Origin of the sequence: Actinoplanes sichuanensis, from assembly GCF_033097365.1 — a bacterium.
Lineage (GTDB): Bacteria > Actinomycetota > Actinomycetes > Mycobacteriales > Micromonosporaceae > Actinoplanes > Actinoplanes sichuanensis.
The window spans coordinates 9,902,301-9,915,073 of record NZ_AP028461.1; the positions used below are offsets into that span (position 1 = coordinate 9,902,301).

Consider the following 12,773-nt stretch of genomic DNA (forward strand, 5'->3'; position numbering starts at 1 on the left):
ACATGGGACCGCGAGAGCCTGAGACGTCACCGGCGCCCCGGGCCGACGGTGAGACCGTGAGTAAGCCGGCACCCCGGCCGATGGGGAGCGTTCCGGGCACGCGCCGAAGCCGTTTCCAGAGCCGCCGGGCACGGCTCGCGCTGGCCCTGACCGGTGGTCTGCTCGCCCTGCTGTGCGTGGGCGGCGTGGGTGCCTTCTACGTCCTCTACGACGAGGCCACCGAGATCAAACGGGATACACCTGGCGCGGTGGTCACCAACTTCCTGGGTGCGTATCTCTCCAATCGGAATGACCAGGATGCCGCGCTCTACCAGTGCAAGTCGGGCGGAGATCTGTCCGCCTTGCAGGCATATCGCGACGACACGGCCCGCCGTGAGAAGGAATTCTCGGTCGGCATCACGATGACCTGGCGAATTGTGAGCGTCACCACCGACGGAGGCCGCGGCGTCGCGAAGGTCGATGTGAGCCGCCGGATCTCGGACGGATCGGGCCGCGACGGGAGCTCCTGGGACCTCACAGTGGAAGACCAGGACGGATGGCGCGTGTGCGTGGCGACGCGGACGGAGTGACGAGACTATTCGACCCAGAGCAGGTGAGCCGGCACTTCGAGGGTGCGCGGTAGCTTTCCGCTCCAGCCCCACCGGTACCAGTCGAGTTCCTGCGCCACCCGGACGCTGACGGTCCCGTCGTCGCTCACGTGTGACTCGGTCACCGCTCGAAGATCACGCCGTTCGCTGCCGTCGTCGAGGATCTGGGTCACACGGCGACCGGTGAGCGTGTCGGCGTCGATAGCCGAGACCGGCGGGCGACGGGGCGGCTCGTCGAGCGAGACCAACTGATTCACCTTCGCGCCGGGCGTAGTGGTGCCGGGGAAGCCGAGTTCCTCGACCCAGACCCGCTCGACCGGGACCAGGGCGGCGAAGACCTCGGTGCGTTCGGCCTCGGCGCGGTACCACTCGGCCTCGGGCATCACGGGAACGTAGGTACGGCTGCCCTGTATCACCTTTTCGTCGGCCCGGAGGTCACCGCGCCAGCCGTGGCCGGGCAGTCCGACGAGAACCCGACGGCCGCGAAGGTCACCAGCCATGGTCGCCGGGGTGGGCACTATCGGACGGGGGGAGTCCAGCGCTCCGTCACGCCGGCCGCTGAAAGGGTCCGGCATAGATCCGCTGCTCATCCCTCGTTCCCCAACGGGGCGCCCTGCCCCTGCATGAACCGGACCGGATCGACCGCGCCGGAGCTCGACCTGTCATTGCCCAGGTGCACTTCGAAGTGCAGGTGCGGGCCGGACGAGTTGCCGCTGCTGCCGACCCGTCCGATCTGTTCACCCGCCACGACCTGCTGATTCTTTCGCACGAAGGGCTGTTGCACCATGTGACAGTAGCGTGTCATCACGTTACCCGCATGGACGATCTCGACCATCCACCCGCAGCCGCCCTTGCCGGGATAGCCGTCCACATTGCAGCTCTTGCGGCCGCGGAAGTCTTCGTCGCACTTGACGACCGACACCGTGCCACTGGCCACGGCATAGATCGGCCGGTACTTGTCCACGCTGATGTCGACACCCTGGTGGCTGGGCCGCGAGGCGGTTCGGAATCCCGAGCCGACCGGTCCCTTCAGCGGAATGGTCCAGCCCGACGCGGCGACCGCGCCGGATACCGAGCACTGAAGTGTCACCGAGTCGCCCACGGCGTTGGCGGCACCGTTGGCGAGGAGGTTGACGATCTGTGTCGCCAGGGGCTCATGCTTGGCGTAGGCGTCGGGGTAGGCGCTGATCTGCACCGACTGGGCCGCCCTGGTCAGGGCCATCTTCTCCCAGCCCTGAATGGTCTTGAGCTTCGAGTAGAACTTGGTGCTCGCGTAGACCGGGTCCCGGACCTGTTTCGGTGTACCCCAGCCGGAGCTGGGTCGCTGTTGGAAGAGACCGAGTGAGTCGTGGTCGTTCTTCGCGCCAAGATTGCCGAGGTTATTCAGCCCGGACTCCTGCATCGCGGTCGCCACCGCGATCACCCAGGCCCGTGGCGGCAGGCCCATATCCGCCCCGACATTGATGATGATCGCCGCGTTGCGGATTTGCCCCCCGTCATAGGGGCTGATCTCGGGCAACTGCGAATCCGGGTCGAGAGCTCCGCCCTTTCCGCAGGCCAGCGAAGCGTTGATGAAGCGGTTGTCGCTGTCGCTGCGCAATCCGTTCCAGACCAGGATGGTGATGCTGCCACCGCAGCAGAGCAGGGCGAGTGTGACGACCGAGGCGACCAGCAGGACCACCTTGCGCGGACGCCGGAGGCTCATGCCGGTTCCCAGTCGATACCGTCGACCAGCCAGGCGCCGTCCGGCGCCACCAGCCGAAGTCCCAACTTCCCGTTATCCATGGTCACGGTCGCGTTGACCAGTGAGTCGCTGACCGCGGCCAGGGTGGGCTTGCCGACGACCCGATCGGCCGGAACCGCGGCGGGATCCACCCCACGCAATTGTTCGGTCAGGTTCTGCGTGGCGTTCGGCTGGAGCCGGCTCAGCCACTTCTTCGCGGTGATGTCGCTGTGGTCGACCCAGGCGGAGGCGAACGCATACGCCACCGCCTCCGGCTGTGCCCGGCCCGGTTTGGTCTTCGGGGTGGGCGGCGGATCAGACGAGGCGACACTGTCGTTGTCCGACGGGTCGATACTGATCGCAGGTGCCGGGCTGCTCTTTCCCAGAGGTGCGGCGGCCTGCCCGTCCGAGAAAAGGCGCCCGATGCCGACGACCGCGAGCACGATCGCGCCGAGCACGATGGCGACTCCCCAACGGGACCGAAAGATCCCGTTGAGGGTGCGTGTGATCAGCCCGGACATGTCATTCACCGGGCCTCGGAGCGCACCCGCGGGCTGGCCGGTTCTTCGCTTGTCGCCCCGGTCTCGGGCCGGTAGATCGAATACGAGGTCGGCCGCTCGGACACATCCGGCTCGGTCCAGTCGGAGCTACCACGCGTCCGGGCCGATTTGGCCTGGCCCTTTCCGGAGGTCACCGGGACAGGCTCGTTGTCACGCACGGTCTCGTTGCCGTCCGGCCGGGTCGGCGTGGCGACCGGAACGACCTCTGCCTCGCGGCGCGGCGCCGTCGAGGAGTCCTCGAGGCGTGCCTCCGGACGGAGGTTGCGCTGTTCGACAGGGCCCTTGCCGAAGGTCGGTTCACGGGTGCCACCGCCTTCGGCGACCTCCAGCTTCGCGGCCTCACGCATGTCGCGGAAGAACCGCCGGTGCCAGGACCCGCCGGAGGCGATGGTGGCGGCGCCGTCCTTGCCGCCGAGCTGGGTGATTCGACGGTACGGCCGGAGCAGCAGCCATCCGACCACCCCGCAGAGCCAGACCAGCACCACCTGGAGCCAGCCGGCCAGCCCGGCTGTGTTCATGATCAGGTCGACCGCGAACAGGTAGATCGCTGCACCGGTGCCGAAGATGGCGATGTTGAAGACCGCCGCGACCACCGCGTTGCCCAGCCGCCTGACTCCGCCGCTCGCGGGTCGCAGTAGGCCGATGGTGCCCAGGATCGGCGCCGCGATGACCGCCCAGCGGAAGACCAGGAAGCCGAGGAGGACGAGCAGGGATGCGGTGATGTCGAACATCGCGTACATGAACGCCGCCAGCATCGCGATGAAACCGGCTCCGACCCGCTCCATCCCCTTGGAGCCCTGAAGGTATTCGTAGGCCTCCGGGTCCTCGGCCTTGATCTGCTCGGCGACCTTCTTCCACTGGGTCTGCTTGAGGTCGATCAGGGGCTGGCGCGCGTCGGTGATCTGGCGGATCTGCTGGACCTCGTCCCAGCTGAAGGACCGTGCGTCGTAGAGAGCCTGACCGTACTTCTTGGCGGTCTCGCTGTCGGCGGAGCCGAGGACTCCACGCAGCCAGTTCCGGTAGAGCATGGTCTCGGTCGCGGTGTCGCTGGCGCGCACCGCGGGCGGTCGGTTGTCCTCGCAGGCCTCCGGCCCGAGGGCGCACTTGCCGACCTGCTCCTTGGGCTGTGGCCCCACCGCGTCGTGGACGACGCTGAGTGAGGTGATCAGGCTCTCATCGGCGATCTTGGCGGACTGCACCGGCCACGCCGCGATGGCCGTGACCACGACCATGATGAAGATCGCCCACCCTGCCGTGGTCGTCGCGGCGCCCATCTCCGCCTGCCGGGATCGCCACAGCAGGTAAAGGCCGACCACGGCGAGGGTGATCACACCGAAGACGGTGAACACCTTCTGGTAGACGGCCTTGGTGGCCTGGTCGACCAGCGGGTCGGCCCAGCCCCAGAGGGTCTCCGGGTTCCAGGCGCGTTCCCGGAGCGCGTTCGAGGCCCCGATGACCGCAGTGGCGATCATGAATTCACCGTTGGCGATGGTGGTCTCGAACTTCTGATCCGCGTCGACGATGGTCGACGCGCAACCACCCTCCAGGTCATAGGTGACGAAGTTGTAGCCGGCATAGCCGTAGTCGCTGTAGAGGCCGGGGAAGCTGTTCTTAGTGGACGACGCGGGCCGCTCGGCGAACCAGCCGGCGAGGCCGGAGTCGGGGGTGCCCGGTGTCGGCGGGTTGAGACAGTCGACGCGGGTGTCGACCACCTCGGCGAGTCGGTCGACGCAGGCTTTGAAGTCGGACTGCCACTCCTCGACGCTGCAGGCGCCGCCGGGCACCTGAGCCCGCGGCCCGGCCACCGCCGCCCCCGGAGTGGCGACCGCCCACGCTATCGACGCCACCGCCAGCACGAGCAACGCCGTGAGAAACGCCAGCCCCCGCCGCACCATCTCAAACCTCCAGGTCGGACGGAAGTGGCACTGCCGTCGGCGGCGCCACGCCCGGTGTCGTGTCCAGGTGTTCGAGCAGTCCGTCGACGTACGACACGTCGACGCGCACCTTCTGGACCCGGCCGTCCACGTCCCGCATCACGAACTCTCGGAAGCCGAGTCGGTGCTGGGAGGCGGAGTCGACCTGGGAGAGGGACGCGAGCGTCGCCTCGTACCCGTCGTGGACGGGCACCCGCAGCAGCCGCAGGGCCTCGGAGGCGATCTCCTGGTCCTCGGCGATCCGGCCGACGAAGACGGTGGAGACCAGGTTCTGGACGTCGAGGCCGAGGATGTCGCGCGGGTTCTGGGAGGCCACCAGGGCCGCCAGGTTCCATTTACGGGAGTCACGGGCGAGCCGGACGAGGAAGGACCGACCGGAGCGCCAGCCCTCCATGAAGTGGGCCTCGTCCAGGCCGACCATCTTGCGGGACGACATCGAGCCGCCGTAGCAGCGTCGGACCGCGAGCCGGTGTGCGGTGTGCAGCATCGGCAGGGCCAGGGATTCCTCGGCCGACCAGTACTCCCGCTCGATCTTGAGGTCGGGCAGTCGCAGGCCGGCCATGGTGATGACGGTGAGAGCCGCGTCGGCGCCGAGCAGGTGCTGCGGCGGGTGACCGAAGAAGAGCAGCGCCAGTGGCATCTCGGCGGTGTCGAGGAGCAGGTTGGCGAGTTCCTTGCCCTCGTCGTCGTCCAGGGCCTGGAGGGTACGCACCACGTCGTCCAGGGTGGACGTCTCCTCGGCCGGCACCTGCCGCACCGCGTGGCGCAGCAGGGTGGCGGTGGACGCCTCCTTGGCGACCTGCGGTGGCACCAGCATCGAGCAGATGTCCTGCACGAGCATCCGGCGTTCGGCCCGGGCGTTGGAGACCGCGATCTCGTACTCCCGGTCGCCGGCCGGACCGGTCGGGAACTCGGACCGGACCGGCGTCGGGATGAGCGAGTACGGCGCGAGCGTCCCCTGCTCGGAGCCGGTCAGGTTGAGCACCCGGCTGTACGGCCGCAGCTCGGGCATCTGGCAGAGACGGGCGAGCGGGCCGGACGGGTCGAGCAGGGTCACCTGGACGCCACGGCGGGCGTTGAGGTATCCGAGCGCACCCATCAGGGTCGACTTGCCACCACCGGGCTCGGCCACGAACACGCCCAGCCCGGAGCGCTCGCGCACCTCCATCGGGAAGTGCAGGTCGAGGAAGACCGGCCGCCGGCAGGTGCCCGCGGTCCGCCCGATCAGGTCACCGCGCCGGTCACCGACCGTGGACGCCGCCTGGGGCAGAGCCGCGGCCAGCAGTTTCACCGGCATCCGGCGGACGTAACCGGTGTTGGCGATCGGCTCACCCGGGATGAACTCGCGGGCCAGCTGATCCTGGTTCTTCGGGTGCTGCAGGGAGATCCGCAGTTCCCGGGAGTAGAGCTGGATGAGCCGCCGGGCGCGTTCCAGGCACTCCTCCCGGGTGGCGCCGCCGACCGCGATCCGGTGCCAGCCGTGCGCACGGGCCGAGTCGGTGGGCAGGCCGGTGGTCATCTCGTCACCGATCACGAGGGCCCGCTTGGCGAGGCGCTCCAGCTCGGGCGGTGCGTCGATGCCGTGCTCGGCGTAGTCGAGCTGCTGGGACCGGATCATCCGGAGCCGGTGTTCGAGGTTTTTGAACGAGCCGGTGGCGCCGAGGATGTCGATCCGGGAGGAGAGTTCCATCGGCCACGGGAGCCGCTCGTGGAAGTGCATCCACGGCTCGTGCTTCTCCGGGATCTCCAGCGGCTCCATCCGGCCGACGGAGAGGACGGCGACGTGCCGTTCCTCGCCGGTCATCCGGTTGACGAGTTTCACGGTCGAGCCGTACGGCGTCCGGTACCGCTCGACGGCCTCGGTGAGCGCCAGCAGGTCGCCGGTCTCCCAGTGCCCGTTGGTGACCGGGGAGAGCAGCCCGGGCGGGGCCATGCCGAGGGCCACCGACCGGTAGAGCAGCCACTCCAGCTCCTGCGGGGTGACCCGCCGGCCGCGCATGCCGAACGCGTTGAGCACCTCGTCGAACTGCTCGACGGTGCGGCCGAGCTTGCGGCGTTCACCGTCGGAGGTGCCCTTGCCGAAGGCGCGCAGGATCCGCTCGGTGAACGTGTCACCGAGCGAGCGCCTGGCGAACGTCACGCCGAGGAACGTCTGCCCCTCGGCGTGGTTGACCGAGAGCAGGTGTCGCTGGGCCGCGACCAGGTGGTCGGACCAGGAGGTGGCGCCGTGCACGTCGGCCAGCGGCCGGGGGGTGAACGAGTCGACCGTGCGGGCCCACTCGTCGGCCGGGAAGGGCCGGGTGGTGCGCCGCAGGTGCAGGCGGAAACCGGCCAGGCCCGCATACTGCTCGGAGATGGCGCTGAGCAGCGCCTCCCGCTCGGCGTCGGGCCGGAACGCCCAGCGCACCTCGGGCAGGTAATACCAGGCGGTGACGGTGCTCTGGGTGAAGGTCAGGTGCCCGGCGATCTCACTGATGGCCAGCTCGACGGACGGGTCGCGGTCGTTGAACTTGAGCTTCTGCGGCCGCAACGGGGCCGCTTTCGGCTCCTTCTTCTCCTTGCGCTTGGCCGGCGCCTTCTCCGGGCGACGGGCCGGGGCCCGCTCCGGCGGTGCGACCGGCAGGGGTGGGGCGGCGGCCGGCACCGGGAGCGGCACCGGCGACTGGATCGGCGCGGGCTGCTGCCAGAGGGCCGGCGGCTGGGCGGCGGTAGCCTGGACCGCGGGCGGCGGCGGCCACTCCTCGAAGTCGCTCCACTCGTCGTCGTCCGGGAGGACGGAATCCGGGACGACCGAGTCGGGGACAACCGAATCCGGGCGAACTGAATCCCGGCGGACCGGATCCGGCCGAACTGGATCCGGCCGAACTGGATCCGGGCGGACCGGATCCGGCCGAATCGGATCCGGGCGGACCGAGTCCGGGGCGACCGCATGACCGTTCGTCGGGCGAGGTTCCAAAGCCGGAAGAGGCACCGGATCACTCGTCCGGGGAACAGCCGCTCCACCGAACAGGTCCAGGAACGGCGAGTCGATGTCCATACTGGAGTCGACGGCGGAAGCACGCGGCCGAACCGGTTGCGGGGCCTGGAAGACGCCCACTCCACCGTGGCCGGGGGCGGCGACGAGCTCGTCCGCTTCGTCGAGCGAATCAGGCGAAGAGTAGTGGTCCGAGCGCACACCGTTACTCTGCCTGCCCGGGGACGAGGCGTCCGCCCGGGGATGCCCGTGCGGATACGTTTCGGTCATGCGTGGACCTCACGTGCGCGGACGACCTGGCAACTGGTCATACCAACTCCTCCCGGACCCGGATGCGAGTGGCGACAAGCCTGGGATCGCGTTGCTCGACGGCGGGCTCGCGGGTGCGGCGCCAGTCGGTGAGCGCGGTGCGGATGACGACACGGGCCGGCCGGTCCGGGTCGACATGCCGGAACACATACGACGTCGACACCATGGCCAGGGCTATCTCCCAGGCCGGGAACGGGTCGAAGTCGAGTGTGAGCGCATAGTGGATGGCCATGAAGAGCGGCACCAGGACCACGAACATCCCGTACTGCGCGTAGGGCAGATGGACGGGCAGTGTGTAGCCGGGCGGGCCGAGGTAGACCAGGCGCGCCCGGTAGATGTCGTCGTCGGTCCGGAGCCGCATCTCAGTTGAAGATCAGGTCGATGATCGACTCGCCGACGAAGAACAGTGTCGCGGCGCCGGCGATGAACGCCAGGCCCACGATCGCGATCGCCGAGCTGGTGAGGACCTTCGAGATCTCGCCCTTGCTGGCCCGGCCGATGAAGATGACGCCGAGCACGGCGAGCAGGATCGGAGCGATGTTGCTCGCGAAGAAGGTGACGATGCCTTCGGTGTTGATTTTGCCTGCCGGCTCGGCCGCCAGGATCAGGAACTCGGTGGCGATCATCGGTAAACCTCCCGGTGTCCGTGGGGGGTACGGACACGCTGCAGTTGTGAAGCCGTACGGCAACGCCCATATGGTGCTACCTCTGACTCACCGCGTCGAGTGAGCCTTTCGGGCACTGCCATGCTCGTCTCTGCTCTCTTCGGTCACTTCATGATGCCCAGATCCGAAGAGTACGGCCCGTACTTGCGAGCAACAAGCGCCCGTTTCGTTACCCAAGGTGAAGGAGTGCGTGAATCACAGTCACATGGCATCGTACGCCTGTTCGAATCACCGCTGCCCCGTACCCTTCACCTGTGTCCAATTCGCCGACAGACGCGCAGCTCACGGGGGCTGACCTGCTACGTGTGGATCACCCGGTCGTGATGGGTGTCCTCAACGTGACGCCGGACTCTTTCTCTGACGGTGGTAGATACACCGACGTCGACGCCGCGGTTCAGCACGGCGTCAGCCTTTTTCACGAGGGCGCGCACGTCATCGACGTGGGTGGCGAGTCCACCCGGCCGGGCGCCGAGCGGGTCGACGCGGAAACCGAGATCGCCCGGGTGGTGCCGGTGATCGAGAGGTTGTTCGCCCAGGGCGTACCGGTAAGTATCGACACCACTCGTGCGGCGGTCGCCGAGGCGGCGCTGGCGGCCGGCGCCGCGGTGATCAACGACGTCTCCGGCGGCCTCGCCGACCCCGGCATGGCGTCCGTCGCCGCCGCGGCCGGCTGCCCCTGGATCCTCATGCACTGGCGCGGCCACTCCCGCGACATGCAGAGTCTCGCCGTCTATCACGACGTGGTGGCCGAGGTCCGCGACGAGTTGCGGGCCCGCGCCGACGCGGCGATCGCGGCCGGCGTCGACCCGAGCATGATCGTCCTCGACCCGGGCATCGGCTTCGCCAAACAGGCCGAGCACAACTGGGCGCTCAGCGCGAACCTCGGCGTAATCATCGGTCTCGGTTTCCCGGTCCTCTTCGCGGCCAGCCGCAAGACCTATCTGGGCCGGCTGCTGGCCGGTCCGGACGGCACGCCGCGTCCGGTCGACGGCCGCGAGGCGGCCACCCTCGCCACCTCTCTACTCGCGGTCGCCTCCGGCGCCTGGGGCGTCCGCGTCCACGAGGTCGGTGCGACAGCCGACGCCCTCGCCGTCTGGCGGGCGACGGGTTCACCCCATTTCCGGGGTACGCCGTGAGCCGCCCCCGACCGCAACCCACCCCTCCCGCCCGACCGGGTCCGCCACGCGCGACCACGACCCTCGGCCGGACGAACCACGCCCACGGGGAGAAGAGATGACCGGACGGATCACGCTGACCGGCCTGCGGGCCCGGGGCAATCACGGGGTCTACGACTTCGAACGCGAGCAGGGCCAGGACTTCGTAGTGGACGTCACGCTGGACCTGGACCTGGGCCCGGCCGCCCGCAGCGACGACGTCACCGACACCGTTCACTACGGCGAACTGGCCACCGCCCTGGTCGGCGTCCTCACCGGTGAGCCGGTCAACCTGCTGGAGCGCCTGGCCGACCGCCTCCTGGCCGTCTGCCTGGCCGACGAGCGGGTCGAGTCGGCCGAGGTCACCGTGCACAAGCCGCAGGCCCCGATCCCGCACGAGTTCGCCGACGTGGCGGTCACGCTGCGCCGCAGCCGGTCATGACGACGGCTGTCCTGTCGATCGGGAGCAACCTCGGCGACTCCCTCGCTCACCTGCGGGCCGTGGTGGAAAGGCTGGGCTCGGCTGTCGTTCGGGTCTCCGGGGTCTATCAGACGCCACCGTGGGGAGACAGCGCGCAACCGCCGTACCTCAATGCCGTGGTGTTGACCGACGATCGGACCGCGACCGCCCGGGATTGGCTGACCCGCGCCCAGGCGTGCGAGACGGCCCGGGGTCGCGTCCGCGACCCGGACCGGCGATTCGGGCCGCGCACCCTCGATGTGGACGTCATCGCCGTCTGGGACGACGGCGTGCCGGTGATCGACGACGATCCCGAGCTGACCCTGCCGCACCCGCGCGCCCACCTGCGGGCGTTCGTGCTGGTGCCGTGGCATGCCGTACGGCCGGCCGCGGAGCTGCCCGGGCACGGCCCGATCGCCGCGCTGCTGGCCACGCCCGAGGTGGCGGCCGACGTCGCCGGTGTCACGCTCCGTCCCGAACTGTCGTTAGAGTCGATGGAGTGAGCGTCAACCCGGACCACGGCTCCCCGCGCAACACCGATCCCTCGCTGCGGCCGACGCGCATGTCGACGCTCGTGGTGGCCGCTCTCGCGGCCGCCGCGGTGGCCTGGCTGCTGATCTCCACCAACGACCTCTTCTACCGGATCACACCGCTGCCGTGGACCGGTGCCGGGGTGCTCGGCGTGCTGGCGATCGCCGAGGCCTACCTGGCGCAGAACACCGCGGCCCGGATCCAGCGCAAACCCGGCGCGCTCCCGGTCCAGCCGCTGGCGGTCGCCCGGTTCGCCGCATTGGCCAAAGCGTCCTCGCTGGTCGGCGCGCTGTCCGCCGGGTTCTCCGCCGGGTTGCTGATCTGGCTGCTGCTGGAGCCGACCAAGGAGGCCGGGTCCAACGTGCCGACCGCGGCCACCACGCTCGTCACCGCGATCGCCCTGGTCGCCGCCGCGCTCTGGCTGGAGCGGGCCTGCCGCGTCCCGGAGCGCCCGGACCGTGAGGACGACGGCTCGGACCGGCCGACACCCCGGCGTTGACGTCGTCATCTGTTGACGTTCGTCGAACTGTTTTCAGCGCTGAACTGAGCAGGTCTCGTTTCCGTATGCTTTGCGGCGGGCGGGTATGTGCCTGGAGTAGCGTGCGCCTCGGACCGCTCGTGGAGGCGTAAGGAGGCGCGGACCATGGCGTACGACGACACCACCTTCCGCCGGCCGGGTGACGAGAAGACCGACACCGATCCGGCCGCCTACCGGCGACGGGTGCAGTACGACGACACCGCCGGCACCACCCTCGACCAGTCCCAGCGCAACTCGGCGACCACCGGGGCGATCCCCACGGTCGAGGAGGACGGGCGCGACCGGCTCGGCATCCATCTCGGCTGGGAGGTCATGCTCCTGGTCGTCGCCGCGGTCCTCGGTTTCCTGCTCCAGCGCGAGGACTCGGCCGCCCTCCAGCGCCCGGCCCTGGACGCGCTGCTCGTCACCGGCGCCGCGATCGGGCTGCTCACCCTCGGCGCGGGCCTCACCCTGCGGGCCGGCGTGCCCAACCTCGCGCTGGGCCCGATCGCCCTGGCCGCCGCCATGCAGTACGCCGAGAACAGCGACAAGGGCCTGGCCCAGGCCGTCGTCCCGGCGCTGATCATCGCCGCGGCCGGCGGTCTCGCGGTCGGACTGATCGTCACGGTCCTGCACGTGCCCGCCTGGGCCGCCACGCTCGCCGCCTCGTTCGGCGTCATCGTCTACATCCAGTTGCGGCCCGCCCCGGTCGAGGTGCAGGGCGACTGGGACCCGACAGGTCAGGCGTTCGTGCTGTTCGGAGCGTTCGCGGCGCTCGCCGTCCTGGGCGCGGCGATCGGCGCGCTCGCGCCGGTGCGCCGCTTCCTCGGCCGGATGCGGCCGACCGGCGACCCGGCCCAGCGCCGCGGTGCCGCCGCCGCGGTTCCGGCCATCCTCACCCTGGTCGTGTCGTCGCTGTTCGCGACGGGCGCCGGGGTGCTGATCGCGGCCACCGCCGACGGCCCGATCGCGCCGGAGACCGGCTTCGAGTGGACCGGCATCGCGATGGGCCTGGCCCTGCTCGCCGGCACCAGCGCCTACGGCCGTCGCGGCGGTATCTTCGGCACCCTGTTCGTGGTCACCGCGCTCACCCTGTTCCTGCGCTACGAGGAGATCCGCGATCTGGACATCGCGCTGTTCGCGATCGCCGGGAGCGTCTTCGTGGCCGGTCTGGTGGTGACCCGCTTCGTCGAGTCGTACGGCAACCCCTACGCGTCCCGGGTCGGCGAGGACTGGAACGCGGCCCCGTCCGGCGGCACGAACTGGTCGCCGACCCTGCCCGAGACCTGGAACACTCCGGCGACCCCGACGCCGCGCAGCGACCGTTGGGACGACGGCCCGTGGGGCGCCAACCGCTGA

General features: G+C 69.7%; 13 protein-coding genes. 6 read left to right on the top strand and 7 right to left on the bottom strand.

The features are described from left to right. Positions 1-56: 56 nt before the first annotated feature. Positions 57-569 carry a hypothetical protein gene (locus Q0Z83_RS45460; protein ID WP_317789758.1) on the top strand — a complete coding sequence of 171 codons (513 nt, stop codon included), beginning with the start codon at positions 57-59 and terminating at the stop codon, positions 567-569. Between the two features lie 5 nt (positions 570-574). Here Q0Z83_RS45460 and Q0Z83_RS45465 read toward each other — a convergent pair whose 3' ends face one another. Genes Q0Z83_RS45465 through Q0Z83_RS45495 form a run of 7 tightly spaced genes read right to left on the bottom strand, consistent with a single transcriptional unit; the run spans position 575 to position 8,713 of the window. Next, a complete protein-coding gene (locus tag Q0Z83_RS45465) occupies positions 575-1,177 on the bottom strand; it encodes a hypothetical protein (protein ID WP_317789759.1) in 603 nt (200 codons plus the stop codon). Next, positions 1,174-2,292: a M23 family metallopeptidase gene (locus Q0Z83_RS45470; protein WP_317789760.1), complete on the bottom strand. Its 1,119-nt coding sequence runs from the start codon at positions 2,290-2,292 to the stop codon at positions 1,174-1,176. Before Q0Z83_RS45470 ends, Q0Z83_RS45465 begins: the two co-directional genes overlap by 4 nt. Then, positions 2,289-2,831: a hypothetical protein gene (locus tag Q0Z83_RS45475; RefSeq protein WP_317789761.1), complete on the bottom strand. Its 543-nt coding sequence runs from the start codon at positions 2,829-2,831 to the stop codon at positions 2,289-2,291. The genes Q0Z83_RS45470 and Q0Z83_RS45475 overlap by 4 nt, the downstream gene beginning before the upstream one ends. Positions 2,832-2,836: 5 nt before the next feature. After that, a complete protein-coding gene (locus tag Q0Z83_RS45480) occupies positions 2,837-4,765 on the bottom strand; it encodes an MFS transporter (RefSeq protein WP_317789763.1) in 1,929 nt (642 codons plus the stop codon). A gap of 1 nt (position 4,766) precedes the next feature. Further along, complete coding sequence (locus Q0Z83_RS45485) at positions 4,767-8,048, bottom strand: ATP-binding protein (RefSeq protein ID WP_317789764.1); 3,282 nt, start codon at positions 8,046-8,048, stop codon at positions 4,767-4,769. Between the two features lie 37 nt (positions 8,049-8,085). Beyond that, positions 8,086-8,448 carry a hypothetical protein gene (locus tag Q0Z83_RS45490; RefSeq protein WP_317789765.1) on the bottom strand — a complete coding sequence of 121 codons (363 nt, stop codon included), beginning with the start codon at positions 8,446-8,448 and terminating at the stop codon, positions 8,086-8,088. Between the two features lies 1 nt (position 8,449). Continuing rightward, the gene (locus tag Q0Z83_RS45495; protein ID WP_317789766.1) at positions 8,450-8,713 is read right to left on the bottom strand and encodes a hypothetical protein; all 264 of its coding nucleotides are present in this window, start codon (positions 8,711-8,713) and stop codon (positions 8,450-8,452) included. A 362-nt stretch (positions 8,714-9,075) separates the two neighbouring features. Between Q0Z83_RS45495 and folP the strand changes: the two genes are divergently transcribed. From folP to Q0Z83_RS45520, 5 genes are all read left to right on the top strand, one after another. Further along, positions 9,076-9,888 (top strand): dihydropteroate synthase, encoded by an 813-nt coding sequence (gene folP / locus Q0Z83_RS45500; RefSeq protein ID WP_317797302.1) that lies wholly within the window; start codon positions 9,076-9,078, stop codon positions 9,886-9,888. A 97-nt stretch (positions 9,889-9,985) separates the two neighbouring features. Beyond that, positions 9,986-10,348 (top strand): dihydroneopterin aldolase, encoded by a 363-nt coding sequence (folB, locus tag Q0Z83_RS45505; protein ID WP_317789767.1) that lies wholly within the window; start codon positions 9,986-9,988, stop codon positions 10,346-10,348. After that, positions 10,345-10,869, top strand: coding sequence for a 2-amino-4-hydroxy-6-hydroxymethyldihydropteridine diphosphokinase (gene folK, locus Q0Z83_RS45510; RefSeq protein ID WP_317789768.1), 525 nt, complete (start codon positions 10,345-10,347; stop codon positions 10,867-10,869). Before folB ends, folK begins: the two co-directional genes overlap by 4 nt. Beyond that, positions 10,866-11,396: a DUF3180 domain-containing protein gene (locus Q0Z83_RS45515; protein ID WP_378079098.1), complete on the top strand. Its 531-nt coding sequence runs from the start codon at positions 10,866-10,868 to the stop codon at positions 11,394-11,396. The genes folK and Q0Z83_RS45515 overlap by 4 nt, the downstream gene beginning before the upstream one ends. Positions 11,397-11,540: 144 nt before the next feature. Then, complete coding sequence (locus Q0Z83_RS45520; protein ID WP_317789769.1) at positions 11,541-12,773, top strand: ABC transporter permease; 1,233 nt, start codon at positions 11,541-11,543, stop codon at positions 12,771-12,773.